The sequence below is a fragment of the Bacteroidia bacterium genome, assembly GCA_027493955.1.
GTDB lineage: Bacteria > Bacteroidota > Ignavibacteria > SZUA-365 > SZUA-365 > JAOSJT01.
Map to the genome: position 1 here is coordinate 4824830 of JAOSJT010000001.1, position 23121 is coordinate 4847950.

At 56.6% G+C, this 23121-nt stretch carries 18 protein-coding genes; 10 read left to right on the forward strand and 8 right to left on the reverse strand.

All coding sequences use genetic code 11. The annotated features are described in order from the left end of the window. The first annotated feature begins 141 nt into the window (after positions 1 to 141). The gene (locus tag M5R41_18270; protein ID MCZ7558345.1) at positions 142 to 1578 is read left to right on the forward strand and encodes a glycosyltransferase family 39 protein; all 1437 of its coding nucleotides are present in this window, start codon (positions 142 to 144) and stop codon (positions 1576 to 1578) included. Positions 1579 to 1671: 93 nt separating this feature from the next. Here the strand turns inward: M5R41_18270 and M5R41_18275 are convergent, their stop codons facing one another. The 4 genes from M5R41_18275 to M5R41_18290 form a co-directional block, all read right to left on the reverse strand. Beyond that, entirely contained in the window at positions 1672 to 2085 is a 414-nt protein-coding gene (locus M5R41_18275) for an acyl-CoA thioesterase (GenBank protein ID MCZ7558346.1), read from the reverse strand. A gap of 254 nt (positions 2086 to 2339) precedes the next feature. After that, complete coding sequence (locus M5R41_18280; GenBank protein ID MCZ7558347.1) at positions 2340 to 3290, reverse strand: acetyl-CoA carboxylase carboxyltransferase subunit alpha; 951 nt, start codon at positions 3288 to 3290, stop codon at positions 2340 to 2342. 2 nt (positions 3291 to 3292) lie between these two features. Then, positions 3293 to 5302 carry a glycosyltransferase gene (locus tag M5R41_18285; protein MCZ7558348.1) on the reverse strand — a complete coding sequence of 670 codons (2010 nt, stop codon included), beginning with the start codon at positions 5300 to 5302 and terminating at the stop codon, positions 3293 to 3295. 78 nt (positions 5303 to 5380) lie between these two features. Further along, on the reverse strand, positions 5381 to 6034 hold the full coding sequence (locus M5R41_18290) for a hypothetical protein (protein ID MCZ7558349.1): 654 nt from the start codon (positions 6032 to 6034) through the stop codon (positions 5381 to 5383). Positions 6035 to 6489: 455 nt separating this feature from the next. On the opposite strand from M5R41_18290, the gene M5R41_18295 reads away from it, so the two are divergent. Together M5R41_18295 and M5R41_18300 are read left to right on the forward strand one after the other, a co-directional pair. Beyond that, positions 6490 to 7302, forward strand: a complete 813-nt coding sequence (locus tag M5R41_18295) for a hypothetical protein (GenBank protein ID MCZ7558350.1) — start codon at positions 6490 to 6492, stop codon at positions 7300 to 7302. Between the two features lie 231 nt (positions 7303 to 7533). Next, complete coding sequence (locus M5R41_18300; GenBank protein ID MCZ7558351.1) at positions 7534 to 7707, forward strand: hypothetical protein; 174 nt, start codon at positions 7534 to 7536, stop codon at positions 7705 to 7707. A gap of 321 nt (positions 7708 to 8028) precedes the next feature. Here M5R41_18300 and M5R41_18305 read toward each other — a convergent pair whose 3' ends face one another. The 4 genes from M5R41_18305 to M5R41_18320 are packed head-to-tail and all read right to left on the reverse strand — an operon-like array spanning position 8029 to position 12067. After that, the gene (locus M5R41_18305; protein MCZ7558352.1) at positions 8029 to 9303 is read right to left on the reverse strand and encodes a dihydroorotase; all 1275 of its coding nucleotides are present in this window, start codon (positions 9301 to 9303) and stop codon (positions 8029 to 8031) included. A gap of 3 nt (positions 9304 to 9306) precedes the next feature. Next, positions 9307 to 10233 carry an aspartate carbamoyltransferase catalytic subunit gene (locus M5R41_18310; GenBank protein MCZ7558353.1) on the reverse strand — a complete coding sequence of 309 codons (927 nt, stop codon included), beginning with the start codon at positions 10231 to 10233 and terminating at the stop codon, positions 9307 to 9309. 26 nt (positions 10234 to 10259) lie between these two features. Then, positions 10260 to 10802, reverse strand: a complete 543-nt coding sequence (pyrR, locus tag M5R41_18315) for a bifunctional pyr operon transcriptional regulator/uracil phosphoribosyltransferase PyrR (protein MCZ7558354.1) — start codon at positions 10800 to 10802, stop codon at positions 10260 to 10262. Positions 10803 to 10813: 11 nt separating this feature from the next. Next, on the reverse strand, positions 10814 to 12067 hold the full coding sequence (locus tag M5R41_18320; protein ID MCZ7558355.1) for a competence/damage-inducible protein A: 1254 nt from the start codon (positions 12065 to 12067) through the stop codon (positions 10814 to 10816). 171 nt (positions 12068 to 12238) lie between these two features. Here M5R41_18320 and fusA point away from each other — a divergent pair, with 171 nt between their 5' ends. From fusA to larA, 7 genes are all read left to right on the forward strand, one after another. After that, positions 12239 to 14326: an elongation factor G gene (fusA, locus tag M5R41_18325; protein MCZ7558356.1), complete on the forward strand. Its 2088-nt coding sequence runs from the start codon at positions 12239 to 12241 to the stop codon at positions 14324 to 14326. Next, on the forward strand, positions 14327 to 14872 hold the full coding sequence (locus M5R41_18330; protein ID MCZ7558357.1) for an SLBB domain-containing protein: 546 nt from the start codon (positions 14327 to 14329) through the stop codon (positions 14870 to 14872). 61 nt (positions 14873 to 14933) lie between these two features. Then, a complete protein-coding gene (locus tag M5R41_18335; protein ID MCZ7558358.1) occupies positions 14934 to 17345 on the forward strand; it encodes a polysaccharide biosynthesis tyrosine autokinase in 2412 nt (803 codons plus the stop codon). A gap of 239 nt (positions 17346 to 17584) precedes the next feature. Beyond that, complete coding sequence (locus tag M5R41_18340; GenBank protein ID MCZ7558359.1) at positions 17585 to 18976, forward strand: tryptophanase; 1392 nt, start codon at positions 17585 to 17587, stop codon at positions 18974 to 18976. Positions 18977 to 19148: 172 nt separating this feature from the next. Continuing rightward, complete coding sequence (locus tag M5R41_18345) at positions 19149 to 20351, forward strand: glycosyltransferase family 4 protein (GenBank protein ID MCZ7558360.1); 1203 nt, start codon at positions 19149 to 19151, stop codon at positions 20349 to 20351. A 72-nt stretch (positions 20352 to 20423) separates the two neighbouring features. Then, complete coding sequence (locus tag M5R41_18350) at positions 20424 to 21800, forward strand: hypothetical protein (GenBank protein MCZ7558361.1); 1377 nt, start codon at positions 20424 to 20426, stop codon at positions 21798 to 21800. Between the two features lies 1 nt (position 21801). Beyond that, positions 21802 to 23088: a nickel-dependent lactate racemase gene (gene larA, locus M5R41_18355; protein ID MCZ7558362.1), complete on the forward strand. Its 1287-nt coding sequence runs from the start codon at positions 21802 to 21804 to the stop codon at positions 23086 to 23088. Positions 23089 to 23121 lie beyond the last annotated feature (33 nt).

Below are 23121 nucleotides of genomic sequence, written 5' to 3' on the forward strand. Positions count from 1 at the left end.
CACGCCGCCGGCGCGCGCAGGAAAAGGCATGTTACATGCGTTTCAGAGCGCCAGGAAAATGTCTACCTTACAAAATCGCACCTGTTGGAGGGATACTGCGATCACCGTCTGTTTCATTGTATTAAGAGCTGCGAGGGTGTAATGTTCGGAATCGTTGAGCGGAGAGGGTACAGCACGTATGGCATCTTGTTATTCGTGGCGCTTGCCGTATCCTTCCTGCTGCGATTCTACCTGATCGACTCCACCGTCATCGGCTGGCATTCGTGGCGTCAGTCCGACACCGCCGCGATAGCCCGGAACTTCCATCAGGTATCCATGAACATTCTGCAACCACGCGCGGACTGGGGCGGGGGGCTTCCGGTGGAGGCCGAATTCCAGCTGTTTCCGTATTTGATAGCACTGCTGTACCGGATCCTTGGCGAAAGCATCGTCATCGCTCGATTACTTCCGTCAGTTTTCATGCTGGCGGCCGCATGGGGGATATTCCGCCTTGGTGGCAGATGGTACAACGAACGCGTCGGAGTGATGGCCGCGTCTCTCTATGCGCTGTTGCCGCTCAATCTGTTTTACGGCCGCGCCGTTATGCCGGAAGCGATGATGCTGTGCTGCATCGTGTATGGGCTGCTGTATTTCGACCGGTGGCTGGAGACGAAGAAGTGGTCCGACGCTGTGCTTGCGTATTTGAGTGTCAGCGTTGCGGTACTGCTGAAGCTGCCCACGCTGTGGATAGGACTTCCGTTGCTTGTCCTGATCATTGCGCGCGGAGGCATGGGCTCTGTGCTGCGTCCTGCTCAGGTACTTTTCGCTGTGGCCGTGTTGCTGCCGGTTGCGGCATGGTACTGGCACGCGCACGGCATATTTCTGGAGACCGGTAACACCTTCGGAATCTGGACCGGTGAGACGAACAAGTGGGGCGAGCTCTCCTCGCTCCTCTCGCTCAAATACTACAATGACATTTTTTTCAAAAGCATTGCCGAACGCCATTTGACCTATCCGGTGTTCCTGCTCATGCTTTACGGCCTGTATCGGTTGTTGCGTGAAAAGCGAAACCACATCACGCTTTTCTGGATGCTGGCTGTCATCGTTTTCTTCTTCGTTGTGCGTAAAGGCAATCAGGTGCATGAGTACTATCAGCTTCCGTTCACGCAGCCGGCGGTACTCATCGCCGCCGTCGGGATTGACGATCTGCTCACCCGCGTCGCGAGAGCGAAACTCCTGCGTGCTGTTCTTATTGCAGCGGGCTGTCTCGTGCTGGCGCTGTCGGGGTTTCGTTATGCAGCACTTCTGCAGGGAGAGCGCAATACGCAATACATTAACGACGCCCAATATCTGCGGTCGGAACTGGCGGGCCCGTCCAGAATTGCCATTATTACCGATGGAAATCCTGTACTCCTGTATGTCTTGGGAAAACACGGTTGGATTGTCAATTGCGCTGCACCCGACGTACCGGACGCGGCGCACTTCATCGTCGTCGAGAATGCAACGCACGAGGAGCATTGTGCGTCCGGGATACTCGACGTCGGCGGGTATGTCCCCCAGTATGTCACACCCACAATAACCGTTTTCCGGAAGCAGTAACGCGGTGCAACCACCGAGAGGGAGCTATATTGACGCACGGATCGTCACCCGACGACCGCACATCTGTTCATGGATGCGGGGAGCGGAATCGAATCAGAGGATACCCATGGCTGCAAGAAAATCCGCAGGGGGGCGCACGGGCCGTTGCGACGCGATGTCCAGGAAGGCATGCACGGTGTAGCCGCGTGCGAGCAATTCTCCGCTTTCCTTGCGAAAAATGCTATAGTCGATACGGAGGGTAGAGCGGGGGATTTCGAGTACGGAACTCTCGATAGTGATCAGGTCGTCATAGCGCGCAGGCAAATGAAAACGACACTGCGCCTCAATGAGGGGCAGGCGCGTTCCGCGACGTTCCATTTCGGCGTAGGGTAAACCCAGTGAGCGGATAAGCTCGGTGCGGCCGACTTCGAAATACTCGAAATATTTTCCGTTATAGACGATCTGCATCTGGTCCGTGTCGGCGTAGCGGACGCGAATATCGTGGCGGAAGGAGGCGAGAGGTGGCATGACTGATATACGATTAATCTGTCTCAGGCGGAACGATTGACGATTTACGATTTGGGTGGTACGATGTGTGGTTGTTTAGTAAAGATCCTTCGTGCGGCGGAAGGAGTACAGTGTGGGACAGGCTGCGACCCGACTTGACCCATGCGTTCCTTCGCATGTGGGTACTCCGCTCCCCTTCGATGAATCCTGCGTCGATGCGGATGTTTCATCACCAGAGAACCGTAAGTCGTAACTCGTAACTCGTCAATCGTCCGTTACCCCGAATACTCACCCATTTGCGAGAATTTTTTGATGCGGTTCTTTTTGAGAGTGTCTGGTTTGATGGTTTTGAGCCGCTTGAGTTCCTCGATGAGGGCGGTTTTCAGGAGGAGTGCGGCTTCGGAGTGATTGCGATGCGCGCCGCCGAGGGGTTCGGGAATGATGCGGTCGATAATGCCTTGTTGAAGAAGATCGGGCGCGGTGAGGCGCAGGGCCTCTGCGGCCTGCTCCTTGTACTCCCAACTCCTCCACAGGATGCTCGAACAGGATTCGGGTGCGATCACGTTGTACCAGGTGTTTTCAAGCATGAGAATGCGGTCGCCGATACCTATGCCGAGTGCGCCCCCTGACGCTCCCTCGCCGATAATCACCACGACAATGGGTACGGGGAGACGGCTCATTTCGAAGAGATTGCGGGCGATGGCTTCTGCCTGTCCGCGCTCCTCAGCTTCGATGCCCGGGTATGCTCCCGGAGTGTCAATGAGCGTTACCACCGGCTTGTTGAATTTGGCGGCCAATTCCATCAACCGCAGCGCCTTACGGTAGCCCTCGGGATTCGCCATACCGAAATTGCGGAAGAGATTGCTCTTGGTGTCGCGACCTTTCTGATGACCGATAAGCATGACGGTTTCATCATCTACTTTACAGAAACCTCCGACGATGGCGTGATCGTCACCGAATCTGCGATCTCCATGCAATTCGATGAAATCCGTTGTCATGAGTTTAATGTAGTCGAGCGTGTAGGGACGGTCCGGATGGCGGGCCAATTGCACCTTCTGCCAACGTGTGAGACTACCGTATACCGAGCGCCGTAAGTCCTCCACGCGCCGTTCCAAAGCGTCGATTTCGTCGTTGAAGGTCAGATCCTGTACCACCTCGCGCATCTCGCTGATCTTCTTCTCCAGCTCGATGATCGGTTTTTCAAATTCCAGGACGGTCTTGGCCATGTCTATTTCCTTGCTTGTTTGTTCATCATTGCGCGCAGGACGGTGCGTACGAGAAGTTCGATGTCCAGAAACACGGAATAGTTTCTCACGTATTGCAGCAGTGCTCCGAGTGTTTGCTCCTGCGAAAGGCTGTCGCCGCCCCTCAGCTGCGCCAGACCGGTGAGTCCGGGTTTGCCCGGCCAGGCTGCAGGCAGGATCGTCGCGCTACTCTCGTCATGTCCGACCAGACTCCTGCGGCCCGCAAGCACCGAAGGCATGCCGCGCAGCAACTGCCTGATGGGGCCGTCATTTTCCGTCTTCGTGAACAGCGAGAGGAAAGGGTAAAGTAGCACACTCATCGGTAACGATACAAGGACGTCCAGGAGCCGTTTCAGAAAGCGATTGCCCGGTCGCATCAGAGCGTACTCGACATCCAGAAGGGGAACAGCACTGAGTTTATCCACGCTGCTTTTGCCGACAATGAACTCCATAGTCCGGGGAACAATGCGGTAGTGCACGTCCATTCCGCGTGTGCGGCCGATCATCGACAGGATTTCACCATAACTGAGCACATCGGGACCGAGAATGATATCCGTGATACGTTTTTCCTGTATGATTTTTCCGATGTTTTCCACGGTACCCACAATCGGGACGCCCTGCAGGACTTCTCCGATTCTTCTGCGGTTCAGATCAATCAACCCCTGCACGTCGTAGCTTCGCTCTTCGCTCTTTCGAAGCCGTTCCAATACGTCGAGACTTTGCTCGTTGAGTCCCACCAGCAAGGTCCGTCTGCCGGTGACGGGATTGATGCGTTCCTGCGGATTCATGAGCGCGTGCAACGTGCGGCGTCCGGGGATGAGCAGGAGGGCCAGGGCGGTGGAAATCAGATTGATTGCGCGGCTGAATCCCCAGTCCTTGAAGAAAAACGTCAGCGTGGAAATGACAAAGAAGCTCAGCAGCACACCCAGAGCGGATCGAACGATACCGTAGCTGTTCTTTGTGTAGCTTCCGGACGCCCAGACGCTAAGCACGAGCATGGTTACCGCAACGATGTACACTGTCGGATAAGCGTAGGCGGGCAGTTGGAAAAAGCCGCCGAAGCGCAACAGCTCCGCGCCAACGAGCGCAGCGGTCATTGTGGCGGCATCGGCTGCCGGATCTTTAAGAGTATGGAGGAGATACCGCGAGCGTGACAGTGCGAGACGCAGGGTGATGCCGAGGGAAATCGTCCCGAGCGAGAAGCGGGACAGTTTCAGGTTTTTGCGGGCGAAGACCTGCATGGCGCGGTAGAACTCCGCCGTCGCATCGATGCTGCTTCGCTTGGTGCTTTCTCCACCGTAGTGAATGATGCGCGTGCTGTGCACATAAAACAGCTTCCATCCGGCCTTTTGCGTACGAAAACACCAATCCAGATCCTCTCCGTACATGAAATAGGATTCGTCGAGTCCTCCGATAGTGTCGTACACCTCCCGTTTCAGCATCATGAACGAGCCGGAAATGGCATCCACTTCGTAGCTCTCGTCCTCGCTGAGATAGGTAAGATTGTAGCGCGCGAAGAGGGGAGAGCGGGGGAAGAGAGTACTCAGGCCTGTGAGTTTGGTAAACGACGCCCATGGAGAGGGAAAGCTGCGGCGGCAGGCGGGTTCGAACGAACCGTCGGGTCTGATGATTCTGCAGCCGGCCATGCCGACATCGTCGTTCTCTTCAAAAAACCGGAGCATGATCTGCAGTGTGTCTTCCTGCACCAGGGTGTCGGGATTCAGGAGCAGCAGATAGCGTCCCTGCGCGTGTTGCAGCGCAAGGTTGTTGGCTTTGGCAAAACCGACATTCGCGGTATTCGCCATGAGTTTGACGGAAGGAAAGCGCTGGCGCACCATGTCCACGGAAGCGTCGTCGGAATCGTTGTCCACGACAAAGATTTCGCCATGCAGCCCCGCAAGTGCCGAATAGACCGAGTGGAGGCAATTCTCCAGCAGGTCACGCACGTTGTAGCTCACGATGATGATAGAAATGTCCGGACGCGTAGCCGTCACGATCAGCAGATCTCCAGGTGCCGAATAAAGAAGGGCAGGACGCCTGCCTGCCCTTGCAAATATAAGAAAGATCGTCGGTTAAATCGGTTGGTTGAGTTTCACCAGTTCATCCAGGGTGATCATCGGCAGGGTGAAGCGGGCGGCGTACTTTTTCTCATTCGGTATATCCAGTCCCTCGTTGTCTATGCCGATGACCACAACCTCCATTTCACCCACGCCGTCGGTCAGCTTGCGTTGCATACCGAGATTGGTGGTAGATGCCGCGGTCTTTAACAGGCGCAGGGTCCCTTCCACGGCCCCAGTCTGCTTCATTACCTCCGTCTTGCCTTTCATGCCGAAAATCCAGAATGCGGCATTCATTTCTCCCGCAGCGTATTCGATGCTCGTACCCTCCGCGAAGCGCGGAAATTCCATCGCAAGTAACTCCGTCGCACCGTCACCGGTTTGCGTGCGCACGAGAAGCACGGTGCTCGTTCCTTTCGAGATGCGCAGCGCGTCCTTTATGCTGTACACGGCCGAAGATTGGTCCCCGGAAATGCGTGCGTTTTCGACGATATAGCCCATGTCGCTGCCGATGACTTCAGCGGAAACGGTACCCGCGGATGTGCCTGTCTGCGCTCCGTGTGAGGTCATTTCACTCTGCGCGGTCTGCGTACCGTCCGCGCCTTCCTGCCTGCTTCCGCATGCGGTGAGAAGCACGGCGGAAAAGAGAATAATAAACGTGCTCTTCATGAACGCCACCTCTGATATGTTGTGAGTGTACTGTGTCGATAATGGAACGGAAACGCCAGCCGTCAGGAGCGGTGAACGTGTCTGTCTGAAAATCATATGCGTGATGTCACGACGCAAGTTATAAAGCATTTGCCACACATTCAATACACGCAGCAGCCGGCGTCCGGGAGCCAGCGTCAGACGGCACACAACCGCAACGAAGTCCTTGACAAGGTCTGCGTGACGCATTGATGATCGTGGCGGAGGGAACGCGCGCCATGCGCACCTTGAGACTGCGGCCGTGCCGCGAGAGAGGGAACCAAGCACTTCAACAGACGCAGTATGTAAGAATTCGGCGCGTTGGAAGCCCTCCCCCGAAGCTGCGATGCGCGTGAGATACTGCTTTCTGCCTTGAATCCGGATCAGCCGGCTGCATATTTTAAAATTCGTGTTTTTCACAGCTTAGGGAGCAATTAGTGAAACGACTCAAGGAACTCAGTACCCGCCGCGTGCGGGAGCACGATTATTCCGAACCCGGGAAGCATCTGATCGTCTTCAAAACCAAAGGCGAAGCCGAGATTCTTGGAAGCACGGAAAACGGCATCACCACGCTCAGCGACGCAGGGCGGGTGTTTCTCGATGTGCTTGGACAGGCGCTGCAGAATTTTCCGTGCATCCGTATCCACGGGTTGACCATTCGTCCATCCGAAGTGGAACTGGCGCTGGAGATCACCGACATACGGATGCTGCGGGAAATGCCTCCGGAAGACAGCGACGAGTGGGTGTATTTTCGTCGCGTTATGACGCTGCCGATGTTCATGGGGTATTTAAAGATGAACAGCGCTCATCGCATCAACACACTGTTCGGCAAGGGAGGCGGCGAGGTGTGGGCGCGGCGCTACGCGACGTGCATACTCAATGACGAAGTGGTTTTCGATCGTGTATGCGCGGAGCTGGAAGAGGAATGGAGCCGTGTGGTGGTCGCCGTGACGCCACGGACGAAGAAAGAGAAGCGTGTATTCTCGTTTGATGATGTGCTGGCCAAGGAATTCGGTGGCGCGGGAGCGGCTGGTGTTCGCAGAAGCTCCCGGCGCGGGAAGTCGTCACAGCTTGGCGAGGCCATGTTTCTTGGTCGCGTGCTGCTGCTGACGGGTGCGCGGCGGGATGCGGCTGTGAATACATCGACGCAAAAGGGCGTTACCCGCGGAGGAGGTTCAGGCGGTAAAGCACGAGTGCGCAATACGGTGATCCGGGATGTGGGACCGGATCGGATTTTTCTGAGCGAGTAATCTGGATCGGACGCGCGGAATTTCCTTGCGGCTGATGGTAGGGGACACTCCGGGACGGGAAGCGTCTTGCGGGGAGGGTAAGGTATGCGTTGTACCTTGGATTTCGTGTTGCCGGGTGAGGTATGTGGGTGTGGAAGGGTGGGAAGGTGGTTGGGTTTTGGTGAAATGCGGGCGCGGGTACTGCTCCGTCGGGGCGCAGTCCAGTTTGCCTGGATGAAGCTGCGGCGATACATGAATCGCCCACTTCTGCTTCTGGCGGTGGTGCTGCGGCGATACATGAATCGCCCACTTCCTCTTCTGGCCCTGGTGCTGCGGCGATACATGAATCGCCCACTTCCGCTTCTGGTCGTGGTGCTGCGGCGATACATGAATCGCCCACTTCCGCTTCTGGTCGTGGTCGATTGAAAATGAGCGCGTCAACCAACACCGCGCACGCAGCTGATCTGCTATCCCCGCAATGCGCGCTTGTCAGCCTCCGATTCGGCTTCGCTGCCCAAAACCGACGATGGAAAAAGCAGAACGTATTCTCAAAGGCGCACAGACGCCGCAGCGCGGAAGGATAGGGATCCGATAAAAAACGCCAATAGTGTGACTCCCTAACGGCGAAAAAAGACGGTAATTGAGGTTGTTGAAGTCTGAAAACACTATTTTGATCTGGCTCAGGATCATGTGAAAAAAAACGGAGGGCTCGGCGCCCTCCGCGAGTGGAACTCATATGCTCCGGATTCAATTGTTCAATATCAACTGTCCGTTGTTAAATATACCCAGCGGTTTCCCGGTGAGCACCCGGCCGTGGAACGGACTGTTGCGCGATTTCGACCGGAAATCATTGACATCCACGGTCCATTGTGCAGCAAGATCGAGTAAACTGAAGTTCGCGGGCTGCCCCTCTTCTATACGGATCACAGGCAACCCCAGAATGCGTCTGGGATTGGTGGACAGCTTCTCGATCAGCTGGGGAAGCGTCAGCCAGCCGTCGAGCAATAGCTCGGTAACGGACAGTCCGAAGGCTGTTTCGAGTCCGATGATGCCGAACGGCGCGTAGACGAACTCCACTTCCTTTTCATGAATTGCATGCGGTGCGTGATCGGTGGCGATGGCGTCGGCGGTGCCGTCCCGAAGGGCTTCCTTCATGGCGAGCACATCCTCGGCGGTGCGCAGCGGTGGATTCATTTTGTAATTCGAGTCGTAGCTGCGCAGTGCCTCGTCTGTGAGTGAGAAGTGATGCGGGGCCACCTCGCTCGTTACCTTGAGGCCGCGCTGTTTTGCATCACGGACGGCTTCTGCCGCACCCGCTGTACTCATATGCGCCAGATGATAGCGTCCGTCCACGTAGGCGGTGAAGGCAATGTCACGGACCACCACCGTGTCCTCGGAAAGGCGCGAGATCGGAGGCAGGCCGATTTGCGTAGAGACAAGGCTCTCATTCATGGCGCCGCCCTTGAAAAGATGCGGATCCTCGGCATGCTGAATGACGGGAACATCGAGCATGGACGCGTATTCGAGCGCCGTGCGGAGAACCTTCGTGTTGTATACCGGCGAACCATCGTCGGAAAACGCCACACACCCGCTTTCGCGGAGCTCGATCATCGGTGCGATGGATTCGCCTTTGCGTCCCTTGGTGACGGCGCCGATGGGATAGACGTCCACGGCGAGGCCTTCTGCACGTTTGAGGATCAGCGTGGCCACCGCCGCGTTGTCTATGGGCGGATCGGTGTTGGGCATGCAGGCGACCGCGGTGAAACCGCCGGCCGCGGCCGATGCTGCGCCGCTGAGAATGTCTTCTTTGTATTCCTGTCCCGGCTCACGAAAATGGACATGCATATCGCAAAATCCCGGAGCTATCGTCTTCCCCGTGAAATCGAGTGTCTGTGCATCCGAAGCGCTGAGATTTTCACCGATGCGATCGATGATGCCATTCACCACCAGTACGTCGCGATCTCCATCGAGACCGGTGACGGGATCAACGACGCGTGCGTTTTTGAAAAAATACGATGCCATGGGTTACTCCGCCTTGGTTCCGATGTGATACAGCACAGCCATGCGGATCGCGACGCCGTTTGTGACCTCGGGAAGAATCACAGAATACGGCCCGTCCGCTACCTCCGATTCGATTTCCACGCCGCGATTGATGGGGCCCGGATGCAGAACCGTGATGTCCTTTCCTGCGGCTTCCAGACGCTTGCGTGTGATTCCGAAGCTGTTATGATACTCGCGCAGACTTGGGAAATCAGCTCCTGCGTCACGTTCGAGCTGTATGCGCAGCACGTTGATCACATCGCTGAAACGCAGCGCTTCGTCAACGTTCGTGAATACGCGCACACCGAGTTTCTCGAGTTGCCAGGGAATCATGCTGGCCGGACCACACACGGCCACCTCCGCTCCCATGGTCTTGAGTCCGTAGATATTCGAAAGCGACACACGGGAGTGCGCGATGTCGCCGATGATGCAGACGCGGAGCCCTTCGAGCGAACCATGCTTCTGCCGTATGGAATACATGTCCAGCAGTGCCTGTGTGGGATGCTCGTGCGTGCCGTCGCCGGCATTGATGAATTTGCTCGTACAGCGCGTGCTGAGGAAATGTCCCGCACCCGCTGCGGCGTGGCGCATGACGACGATGTCCACTTTCATGGCTTCGATATTACGCGCCGTATCGAGCAGCGTTTCACCTTTGCTGACACTGCTTGTGGAGGCCGAGAAATTCACCACATCCGCGGAGAGACGCCGCTCGGCGAGCTCGAAGGAGATGCGCGTTCGCGTGCTGTTTTCAAAGAACAGATTTACAACGGTTTTGCCTTGCAGCGTAGGCACCTTTTTGATCGGCCGGTCGAGAACCTCGAGAAAGGTGTCGGCCGAATCGAGCAGCAGCTGAATATCTTCCCGCGGTACTCCGTCGAGGCCGAGAAGATGCTGAATCGATAACGATGACATAAATTTCCGGTCTATTGTGTGATAAATTACGCTTCTATGGAGACGAGGTCGATGCCGTCACGACCATCCACTTCCCGGAGTCGCACGCGTACTTCCTCGCCGCGGGAGGTGGTAATGTTTTTCCCGATGAAATCGGCGCGGATGGGCAATTCTCTGTGCCCCCGGTCCACGAGTACGACAAGCTGTATCGATCGGGCACGGCCAAGGTCCATCAACGCGCCGAGCGCCGAGCGGACGGTCCTGCCGGTGAACAACACATCATCTACCAGGATCACGTCGCGATCACTGATGTCGAACATGATATCCGTAGCCTTGATTTCAGGCTGTCGTAAATGATTGCGCAGGTCGTCGCGGTACAGCGTCACGTCGAGAACCCCGAGGGGAGGCGCGGTGCCTTCGATGGAAGCAATTTTTGCGGTGAGCCGCTGCGCCACGAATTCACCGCGCGTCCGGAGCCCGATGATGACGAGGTTGCCGACACCGAGGTTGCGCTCGAGTATTTCGTGCGCAAGGCGGGAAATCATACGCTCGAAACCGCTTTCGTCGATGATGTGATGGAGGATGGTCATGTGGTATGTCTTTACAGTGAAGAAACGGGTGGAAGAGAAAGAAGATGGCGGCGCAGTGTGTCGAGGGCGCTCTGCGCCGCTCGCTGCTTGGTGCGCAGCCGGTCGTTGCCAAAGCGGAAGGCATGCGCGAAACTGCCGTCGGGCGTGCTCAATCCGATCCAAACCAGACCAACGGGCTTTTCGGCCGTGCCGCCATCCGGCCCCGCGATACCTGTGGTGGAAAGACCGTAATCGCTGTTGGCCAAACGCCGAATGCCCGCCGCCATGGCGAGGCACACCTCCCGGCTCACCGCGCCGAAGCGCTCGATGACGTGCGGGTCCACTCCAAGCATGTCCGTCTTTGATTGATTGCTGTACACGACAGCGCCCCTGTCGAACCACCGGGAACTGCCGGGTATGTTTGTGACGCGGTCGGTGATCAGTCCGCCCGTGCAGGATTCAGCCACGGAGAGCGTCTTCGAATCGCGAACAAGTATCGTACCCAGGTGCGCTTCGAGTGTCTCATTGTCTGTTCCGAATATCCACTCTCCGGCACGGTCCCGGACCATGGTCTCGAGTTCGTCAACCGCGGTGGTGGCGTCCGTGTCGCTTTCTGCGACGCATGTGAGGCGGATACGCACGCCGAGAGGCGACGGAAGAAATGCGACCGAGGTATCGGACCGAAGCGTATCGATACCGGCAAGGACATCCGCGAGCGTGGATTCGGGTATGCCGGTTGTCAGGATGGTGCGCACCGCCCGCCGTTTTGCTTGCAGAGAAGCGAGGAAGGGGAGGATGTCTTGTTCCACCATGGCTTTCATTTCGTACGGGACGCCCGGCAGCACGAAAAGGTGTTTTTCGCCCTCGGTGAAATGATACCCCGGGGCTGTCCCGTGATAATTCCGGATTACCCGCGCCGAAGCGGGCACCATCGCCTGATCGCGATTGCGCTCCGACACGGTCCTTCCGCGGTCATGGAGAAAACGTTTGATGTCCGCCAGAACATCGCCGTTCACGATAAGTGATGTTTCGAAAAACGCGAGCAGCGCTTCGCGGGTCCTGTCGTCATGGGTGGGTCCAAGACCTCCCGTACTCACGACGATATCGTTCTCCTCCCAGGCCCTCCGGTACGCCGCCACAATACCGTCCAGATCATCGCCGACGACGGTGACGCGTCGTACATGCAGACCCGCCATACTCAAATGCTCGCCCAACCAGGATGCGTTGCTGTTGACCACCTGGCCGATAAGGAGTTCGTCACCGATAGAAATGAGTTCAGCGTTCATACGGCTCGCCACATTCGAAGAAATATAGGGCCCGAAGGGTGGAAAAACAATGTATAAGTCCAAGAAAATCAAGCCGTTTGCAACTTTTCGCGGCCGGGGCTACATTACGTGAATGTACTGGTATCTCCAGCGTTGACGTTCATTCCACGCCTTTGTCCAAGGAGGCCTCTTTTGAAAGACTACACCCCTGAAACCATCAGAAATGTGGCCATCATCGGCCACGGAAGCTCCGGAAAAACCATCCTCGCGGACGCCATGCTGCTCACCTCCGGAGCCACAACGCGCATAGGGCGCATCGAGGATGGGAGCACCACGTCAGACTATCATAACGATGAGATCGAGCGTCAGATTTCCATCAACAGCACGCTCATCGCCATGGAGTATCGTGGCCACAAAATCAACATTATTGATACTCCCGGCTACTCCGATTTTCAGGGAGATGTGATCTCGAGCCTGCGCATTGTGGATACCGCACTGTTGGTGCTCAAAGCCGTCGAGGGCGTTGAAGTAGGCACGGAACTCGTCTGGAATTATGCCGCGAATGCGGCGACGCCTGTCATCCTCGCCATCAACAAGATGGATAACGAACACGCGGATTTCGACAATGTGCTCGAGCAAGCCCGTGCCCGTTTGAGTTCCGATGTCGTCGTCGCGCAATACCCGATCAACAAGGGGCCTGCATTCAACACGTGTCTCGACATCGTTCGACGTAAGCTGATGGTATTCAGCACCGATGGCAGCGGGAAGTACGAGGAGAAGGATGTGCCCGAGGAACATAAGGACAAACTGGAGGAACTGCATCAGGCGTTGCTTGAGAAGGTGGCCGAGTCCTCCGAAGATCTTCTGAACGAGTTTTTTGAAAACGGAACGCTCACCGACGAGCAGCTGGCCAGTGGCCTCAAGATCGCCATCCGGGAAAGGAAAATCTTTCCGGTGTTCTGCATGGCGGCGCTCAGCAACATCGGTGTCGGCAGAGTGATGGAATTTTTCATTAACTATTGCCCCGATCCTGTTACCGGACGCACCTACACGGTGAAAAAGACGAATGGAGATGAAGCGACCCTCACGCCGAATGCCTCGGGTGAAGTCACCGCCTTCGTTTTCAAAACGATCTCTGAAGCGCATGTCGGTGAATTGTCGCTGTTCCGCGTGTACAGCGGGACGGTCACACCTGGCATTGATTTGGTCAACCAGAGCAATGGCAAGAACGAGCGCCTCAATCAGATTTTCACCATGCGCGGCCGCGAGCGCACCGATGTGCCCAAGATCCCTGTCGGAGATATCGGCGCGGTGGTGAAGCTGAAAGACACGCACACCAATGACACCCTGGCTACCAAGGGCTCCGCACTGATTATCCCGTCCATTGCCTTCCCCGATCCCGTGATGTCCGCCGCTGTAAAAGCGCGAAACAAGGGCGACGAGGAAAAAATCGGCATGGGACTCAACACCATGCACGAGGAGGATCCGAGCTTCCAGATCAAAATCGATCAGGAAACCGGCGAAACCATCATCCTCGGTCAGGGCGAAATCCATATCGATGTCATGGTCAAGCGCCTCAAGCAGCGCTTCGGCGTGGACGTGGATCTCAAGGCGCCGCGTATCCCCTTCCGTGAGACGATACGCAAGCATGCCGATGTATCCTACAAGCACAAGAAACAGACCGGCGGCGCCGGACAGTACGCCGAAGTATACATCAAGGTGGATCCTCAACCCCGTGGCACCGGTTACGAATTTGTGGACGCTATTGTCGGCGGCGTGATTTCCGGACGCTTCGTCCCGGCTGTGGACAAAGGTATTCAGGAACAGATGGCACGCGGCGTTGTTGCCGGTTACAAGATGGTGGACGTTAAAATTACGCTGTACGACGGAAGCCAGCACACCGTCGACTCAAACGAAATGGCCTTCAAAACCGCCTCGCAGATGGCGTTCAAGAAAGCCGTCGCCGATGCCGACCCCATCCTCCTCGAGCCGATCTATATTCTCGAAGTCAAAGTCCCCGACGAATTCATGGGCGACGTGATGGGCGACATCTCCAGCCATCGCGGAAAAATTCAAGGTATGGATGCCGAAGGACCCTTTCAGGTTATTCGTGCCAAGGTTCCGCTCGCCGAATTGTACCAGTATGCGACGCGCCTGCGCTCCATGACGCAGGGACGCGGTATTTTCAAACGCAGTTTCTCGCACTACGAGGAAGTGCCCTTCGAAGTACAGCAAAAGATCGTCGAAGAGGCAAAAGCCGCACGCGAAGAGGAAGCCTGATTGCGTACAGTTCTCGCTTTCATACTGTCATGCCTCATCTTCGGATTTGCGCCGCGTTCCGCGGCGCAAATCCTGGATGACGGCAATAGCGGTGCCCCCGCAACCTTCGCCAATCAAGGCGGTTCCTACTACAACTTTACCGGGGGAACCGGCTGCGACCTGAAAGTCAGTGTGTGGGGGTATGTCAGCAATCCGGGACGCTATCGCGTACCGTGTGAGACCAACTTGATCGATCTGTTGTCCTTTTGCGGTGGACCACTCGATCGCGGCGCGGAATCTTTTCTGTACCGCATCAAAATTGTTCGCCGCGGTGGTGTGGACAATGAAAATGAGATCGCCCGGGTGTTTGAGGTCGACGTAGACAAATATCTGCAGTTGAAGGATTTTCCGATGTCTACGAAGGAGTTGGATCTTTACCCGGGTGATCTGATCATCGTTGACGGAAAAGAATCTCGTGGCGACACCATTCTCCGCATCGCGCAGATCGTGGTGGCCATTACGTCCATCATTACCAGCACCATCGCCGTTATCAATTTGACCAAGTAACGCGCTTGCGCAGCGGACGGGACAGGGCGACCGCAAACATTTATCATACGATCAGGATGACATGACCGCCAGAGACGATTTCAATAAGCAGGTGCAGGAGTATCTCCGTATCGCCTTCGAAGGCAAGTGGGTGATACTCGCGATCTTTGTCGTCGTGGTGTCGGCAACCTGGCTGTATACGATGCAACAGGATGATATCTACCAGTCGAGTTCCAGCGTGCGCCTCAAGCGCGCCAAGGATATCCTCAGCGGCCAGGGACCTGGGCAGGGATTCGAGGATCTCGGCTGGGGCGGGGAGCGCATCCTCGCGAATGAAATTCTGATCATCCAGAGTGCCGACATGGCAACGCGCGTCGCGACCATGCTGATGCGTCAGGTGGACGACAATCCGGAACTCGCCGCTGGTCTTCCGATCATCCGTATGAAGCAGCGCCCTTCCACCATGCGCAAAATGGCGAGAACGCTTGGGGTCGAGGATTTTCTTACCGAGATGGGCATGGCGCGTCTGGATACCTCCACACGTATCGCGGAAATCCCCGCGATCGCAGGGCGCATCAGAGGGCAGATGAGTGCGGAACCCATCCGCGGTGTGGATTTCATTCAAATCAATGTGCAAAGTATTTCTCCGTTCGAAGCTGCCACCATCGCCAATCTGATTGCGGACGCCTATCAATTGCGGAATCTCGAGTCCGCCAGAGAGAATGTGACGACAGCGCGCAGTTTTCTGGAGGAGCAACTCGACTCGAAGAAGGATTCTCTCACCGCGGTGGAGAACCTTGTCCGTGGTTTCCAGCAGTCGCAGGGTATTATCAGCCTCGATGCCGAGACTCAAAATCTCATCGCACAGCTCAGTACCTTCGAAGCGCAGCGCGAGCAGGCGAAAATCACGCTCCAGAGTGCGGAGCGGATCCGGAGCGAGTTGCTTGCACAGATTCAGAAAGTCGAACCGACGCTCACGCAACAGCTCAAGGAGGGTGTAGATCCGCAACTCAGACAGCTGCTTGCGCAAAAGGCGCAGAAGGAAGATCAGATCCAGAAGGCGGAGTTCAACCGCAAGTACGGCCTGCGGAATCGTCCGGAGCTCGAACCTTTCGCGGATAAGGAAATTTCCCGTTTGAAGCGTGAGTATCAGGAGATTCTCAATCAAATCGAGGCTGCAGGCGTCAACCTGCAGAAAGTCGGCGGTGTGACGGGAACACCCATCGAGTATGGACGCGAACTACGGCAGCGTTTGATCGATCAGGAAGTCGAGATAGAAGCCACGAAAGCGAAAATCAAAAGCCTCGACGAAACGATAGCGCAATTCAGTCGGCAATTCGACGGCATTCCATCGCAGTCCATTTCCTTTGCGCGTCTCGAGAGGCGCAGACAGAGCTATGACAAGCTCTTTGCTCTCCTGGATGAAAAGTATCAGGAAGCCCTGATCAACGAACAGACCACCATGGGGAATGTGGAAATAGTTGATCGAGCCGGAGTGCCCGGAACGCCCATCAAACCGAACCGTCCGATGAATCTCATCCTCGGTATCCTTATCGGTCTCGGTCTCGGTTTCGGTATCGCCATATTGCTTCGTTATCTGGACACAACCATTCGGAGTCCGGAGGATGTCGAAAAACTGGGAATGCCGGTTCTCGCCTTTATCCCGGAATTCGGTTCGGTCGGCTCCGATCTCGATCGCGATCAAACCCTGGTCACCATTACCGCACCGCAGTCGCCGCCCAGCGAGAGCTATCGCACAATGCGGACGGCCATAGAGAACTCTCTGCGCGACCGCGGAAAATCTCTGGCGGTGCTTTTCTCCAGTCCGGCTCCCAAGGAAGGGAAATCCACCGCGATCGCGAACCTCGCCGTAAGTGCCGCGAACAGCGGCCGGAAGGTCCTGCTGGTGGATGCCGACCTCCGCCGCCCGGTGCAGCACCAGATTTTCCAGGTGGAGCGCGAACCGGGCCTGTCGAATGCGCTTGTCGGAGAGGTGCCGATCAATCAGGCGATCAAGAAAACGATGGTGCAGGGATTGCATATCATTCCCTGTGGCAACATCCCCAGTCACCCGGCGGAACTCCTCGGTTCGAGCAAAATGGAGAAATTCGTCCGCCTGGTGCATCAGTACTACGATCTTGTGCTCTTTGATGCGCCGCCGATCATCGCCATGGCGGATACCCTCGTCCTCGCCAAATACACTGATGGTGTAGTCATCATTGTTTCCGCCGATCAAACCAAATCCCTGGGACTGGAAAAAGCGCGCGAAATGCTGGAAGCGAACAACGCAAACCTCGTCGGGGTTGTTGTCAATCGTTTCAACGCCAACAAGGTGTATTACTCCTATTATCGTTACTACTACCAGAATTATTATTACTATTCCGTTGACGGTGAGAAGAAAAAACGCCGTTCCCTGAAGAAGAAATCCACGAAGCAGGACGCCGAAGCCGTCGTACCGCAAAACGGCAAGAGCAACGGTACCGGGCAAGCGTAACATGTCCCTTCCGCCTCGGGAAGCATACGCAGCAATGCGCGCATCCTGATGCAGCAGCAGTGCCGCTACCGCCGGCACATCTCCCCTGGCGTCCGTCCCGCACCCTCCGGAGCGCCGATCCGTCACGACGCGACATTTGAATTTCAGACCGTTCGGGGCTATTTTACAGATTGTGTCTGTCCGATACCGGGCAGCAGTCGTTCGCATTCAATATCCATCACACAGCACATAGCATCCGCATGATCAGAGACAGCTACATCAAAACGGTGATCGAACCGTTCAAAATCAAAACGGTCGAACCGATCAAATTCACGAGCTACGAAGAGCGCGTCCGCATCCTCGGGAAGGCGGGCTTCAATACCTTTCTCATTGACGCGGAAGACGTCCTGATCGATCTGTTGACGGACAGTGGTACGTCTGCGATGAGTTCGAAACAATGGGCGGGCATGCTCGATGGCGACGAATCCTATGCGGGATCACGCAGCTTCTATCGCATGGAAAGCATCGTCCGAAAGATCACCGGACTGAAGAACATCATCCCGACGCATCAGGGCCGCGCTGCGGAGAAGATCCTGTTTACCGTCGTCGGGGGAAAAGGCAAGGTCATACCCAACAACACGCATTTCGACACGACGCGCGCCAATGTGGAATATAGCGGCGCTCTCGCCGTGGACTGCCTCAACGAGATCGGGAAGCACCCTGAGATCGTCGCGGACTTCAAAGGCAATATGGATATCGCAAAGCTCGAAGAGACGATACAGACCTATGGTGTCGAGAATATTCCGCTGGTCATGATCACCGTCACCAATAACTCCGGAGGCGGTCAACCGGTATCCATGCAGAACATCCGCGATACGCGGGCAGTGTGCGACAAGTATGGCTTTCCGCTGTTCATGGATGCGTGCAGGTTCGCGGAAAACGCGTTCTTCATTAAAATGCGTGAACCCGGCTACGCGGATAAAACGCCGATCGAAATTGCCCAGGAAATGTTCTCCTACGTGGACGGCGCTACCATGTCGGCCAAGAAGGACGCGCTTGTCAACATCGGCGGCTTCCTTGCCATCAACGACGACGCACTGGCCGTGAAGTGCAGGAATCTGCTGATTGTCACGGAAGGATTTCCGACATATGGCGGTCTTGCGGGGCGCGATCTGGAAGCGATCGCACAGGGTCTTGAGGAAATCCTTGATGAAGATTATCTGAATTACCGTATCAAGAGCACGGAGTATCTCGGTAAAAAACTGACCGAACTCGGCGTGCCAATTCTGTTGCCGCCCGGTGGTCATGCGATTTACCTCGATGGCACGCGTTTCTGTCCGCACATCCCCGCCGAACGCTTCCCCGCGCAGAGCGTGACCTGCGCACTGTACGAGGACGGCGGCATACGGGCGGTGGAAATCGGCAGTGTCATGTTCGGCCGTACGGAAAATGGTGCATTTGTCGCCCCTCCGATGGAACTTGTCCGTCTCGCGATTCCCCGTCGTGTGTACACGCAAAGTCATATCGACTACGTCATCGAGGTTGTGGCGCATGTGTTTGCCCGCCGAAACGAACTGAAAGGACTGCGGCTGACGTATGAAGCGCCGATGCTTCGGCACTTCACCGCCCGCTTTGAATACGTGGACGCGTAGAGGCGATAGCTCGGTTGGAGTATCCCCGCCATGGCGCGGGCTTTCCTTGATGGTTGAACATTCTGCGGACCGCGGCTGCCGGGAGTGACCACCGGCAGTCGTGTTCTGTTGACGCGGGATCCGGTGTGCCCGCGGCATGGGCTTTTTCATTGCAGCAGCGGCACGAAGCAAGATGACAAGAATTCTGTACGTGCATCACGGCAAGGGAATCGGCGGGGCGCCGCTGAGTCTGCTGTACCTGATCCGGGGACTGGATCGGACGGAATTCATGCCTACCGTACTGTGCCTGCACGAAAGTGAAGCCGCGCAGCTTTTCCGGGATAACGGTATTGAAACCATTGTGGACCAGCGTCTGCATGATTTCAGCCATACGAATGTGCTCTGGTACCCTTGGTGGCAGTTCCCGAAGACGCTGCTGCGCCTGCTCCAGTTTCCCTGGACGTATCTGCGCGCGCGTCGCTTTTTCGCGACGCACCGCTTCGATCTGCTCCACCTCAATACATCCACGCTTACCGCTTTTGGCCTTGCCGCACATCACGAAGATCTCCCTGTTGTCTGGCATATCCGCGAGCCGTTGCACGCGGGCTATTTCGGACTCCGACGTGCGCTGATACGACGAATCATTCACCGCTGCGCGAGCATCATCATCCCGATCTGTCACTACGACGCCGATCAGCTGCTACCGACCGACCGCATACACGTCGTGTATAATTTCGTCGATTTTACCCGCTTTGATCACTCCATCAGCGGAGCGGCTGTGCGCGCGGAGCTGGACATCGAAGAGACCGCGCCCGTGGCGCTCATGCTTGGCGGAGTGAACCCGGTCAAAGGAACGCTGGAATTTGTTTCCGCTGCCGTGCGCGTACTCGAGGCGGTGCCGGATGCGGTGTTTCTCATTGCCGGCCCGCAGGACGGCGGCGGTTTCAGAAACACAATCAGCGGACGCGCAGTATACGGGGAACGTGTGCGTTCGATAATTCCGCAGCGATTCGAAAACCGGATCCGTTTCTTGGGTATCCGAAACGACATCCCCGAACTACTGGCAAGTTCCGATGTACTCTGCTTCCCCTCAACCGTACCGCATTTCGCCCGGCCCGTCATTGAAGCGTCGGCGATGGGTGTCGCGGTGGTGGCCTCGGATCTCGGAGGCCCGCGCGAGTTGGTGCGCGACGGTGAAACGGGTGTGCTTGTTCCGGCCAGGGATGTGCACGCGCTCGCCGCTGCCCTGGTTCAGATCCTGTCCGATCCCGGGTATCGGGAGCGTCTCGGTGATGCCGGCAGGCATTTCGCCCTTGAGGAATTCGACTCCGGAAAGAACACAGCACGAATCGTCGCTTTGTATCGGACACTCATCGAAAGCACTTTATCTGCATAAGCCGATGAATTTTTTGTGCAAATGCCCATGATTGCACTATTTTAAGAAGCCTACACATTACCAGGAGAGAAAATGCGTTTCATTACTCCACTCTTGATCGGTCTGTTCTGCGCCGCGTCTGCGATTGCACAGGAAAACACCGCGCTTACCGTCTGGCTTCAGGATGATTTCCAGCAGGGGCTGCAGCCAGGTTGGACGCAGGTTGCGGGCACCTGGAGCGCGGAAGCCGGGACGCTCACCGGTCGCGGAGGCGCCGAGCATCTCGCGATGTTGCACAGCACGTATATCATGTCGAGAAAGCAGGCCATTCTGACACTCACCGTGCAGTCCTTCGGCGGGGGTATGATTTTCAATGCCGAGCATCCGAATTCCATCAATAACAGCCAGGTTGTCAAACTGCTGCAGGGCGGATTGGCGCTGGGCTATTTTGATTACACCGGGACGTATTTCGAAACCCGCATCGTGAACCTGCAGGACATCAAACCGCCTGTCACGATGTCCATCTACACCGACCCGGGAAAGAGCAATTACTCCGTGGTGCTTGACGACAGAAACGTCGCACTCGAGGAAATGCGCTTCAACTCGGGATTCGCCGGTCCGTACGCAACGGGCAGCGGCGTGCGTTTTGGTGCTTTCAACGTATCGGGTAGCGGGATTTTCGATCTCCCGCAATATTTCGTGAAATCGAATAAGCGTCAGTTGGATGACCTTTCCTACATGACGGTGAAGGAAGATGGCTTGCTCATCGTGAACCCGCTGCTGAATATTGTCCAGCGCATAACCAGCGTGGGCACGTATGTCAGCGAAATTCAGGTGAATGAGGAGAATGTCCGACTCCGCGGTGTCACCACGGATGAAGCGAATCGCACTTTCGTCGTTGATGCCGGCAACAACGCTCTCCGCGTGTATGACAGCAAAGACGCTGCGGAACGCGTCATTACACAGGGCCTCGATGATCCCCGCGATGTCGCGTATGACAACGGAAAAATTTACGTGCTCGACAAAGGTGGGATAGCGGTGTTCGACGCCAAGTCCCTTACCGCACAAGGGCGCAAGGCGGGGGGGCTGTTCAAAGATCCCAAGGGCATCTGTGCCGTTGGCGGAAAAATTTACGTCGCCGATTTCGGGAACGGTCAGGTGCAGGTCCTCACCGCCTCGGATTTTTCGGTTGATCTGATTCTTAAAGACGATCTCGTGAAGCCGTGGGGTGTGACTGTTGACGGCAAAAGCGGTGAAATCTACGTCGCCGATCCGGGTGCCGTCGCCGTGTTCCATTTCGACGGCAAAGGCAACTTTATCGAGCGCATCGATCCCATCACCATTCGCGGATTCATTTCTCCACGCGCGGTGCTGCTGCGCGGCGACATGTTGTACGTAGCGGATCTGGATCGCATTCTCGGCTTCAAGAAGGGTGTACTCACCATTCGCCCGACCTTGCGCATCAATTGATATGACGGACTCCCGCAGCCGGAACCTCTCCCTCCGCTTCGGAGCCGGCGTGCAGGAGGCGCTGCTTCCACATCACTGGAACATGTTCATGCCCGGAAATGCCGCGCCTCCGGCGCGGCGATCCGGGCATGACATTATTCAGGAGGCCTTGCGAGAACCGATCGGAGCTCCTCCGCTACGGAACGTGATTCGTGGTGGGAATATCGTCGTTCTCGTGCCCGACAAAACCCGTCGTGCGGCCAGCGATCTCGTGCTTCCTCTGCTGCTCGATGAACTTACCGCCGCTGGCGTTCGCGACGAGCAGGTATCCATTCTTTTTGCCACAGGCACGCATGCCGGTCAATCGCCGGAGGAACGCGCCGCGCTACTTGGGGAGGGGATCATGCGGCGCTACCGCGTCGTCGAACACGATTCCCGGGATACCGAAGCGTCCGTGTATGTGGGACGTACGAAGTACGGTACTCCCATCCTCCTCAATCGTCTCGTCGTGGAGGCCGATCTGGTGCTCATCGCCGGCACGGTCGTGCACCACTACTTCGCCGGCTTCGGCGGGGGACCGAAAATGTTTCTCCCCGGCGTCGCTGCCTATGAGAGCGCCGTCGCCAATCATCGCCGAACGATAACGGAGCAGGGTACGTTTCATCCTGCCTGCCGCGACGGAAATCTCGTCGGCAACCCGGTTGCCGAAGATATCGCAGATGCCGTACGCTTTTTCCCGCCCAGCTGGTATTTCGCGGCGATACTCGATGAGCATGAACACGTCGCTGCCGCTGTCTGTGGGGATCTTATGCAGGCGCATGCTTCCGCATGCGCTTCTGTGCACGATCTGTACTCCGTATCGCTTCACCGGCGCTATCCGCTATGCATCGCATCTGCCGGAGGGTATCCGAAGGATGTGAATCTCATCCAGGCCCACAAGGCGCTGCATCACGCGGCCTACACCGTCGAGGATGGCGGAGCGCTGATTTGCCTTGCGGAATGCCCGGACGGCATCGGCAACAGCAGCTTTCTCGAATGGTTCCGCTACGCAAACGCGGAGGACTTCAGGCAGGCGCTGCTCCATCGCTACACTATGAACGCGCATACCGCCCTTGCACTGAAGGAAAAGACGTCGCGGCTGCGCGTCATCCTCGTGACCGCATTGGATGCGGATGTTGTTGCCGCGATGGGCATGGAGTATGCGGCCACGCTCGCGGATGCGCTCGAATTGCTTACTCCGATGAATGATCTGACCTTGGACATCTGCGTCCTGCGGAACGCCTCTCTGACGGTGCCTGTGTGGTCGTGAAGAGAGCGGACAGAGCGGAGGCGTGTGACGGAG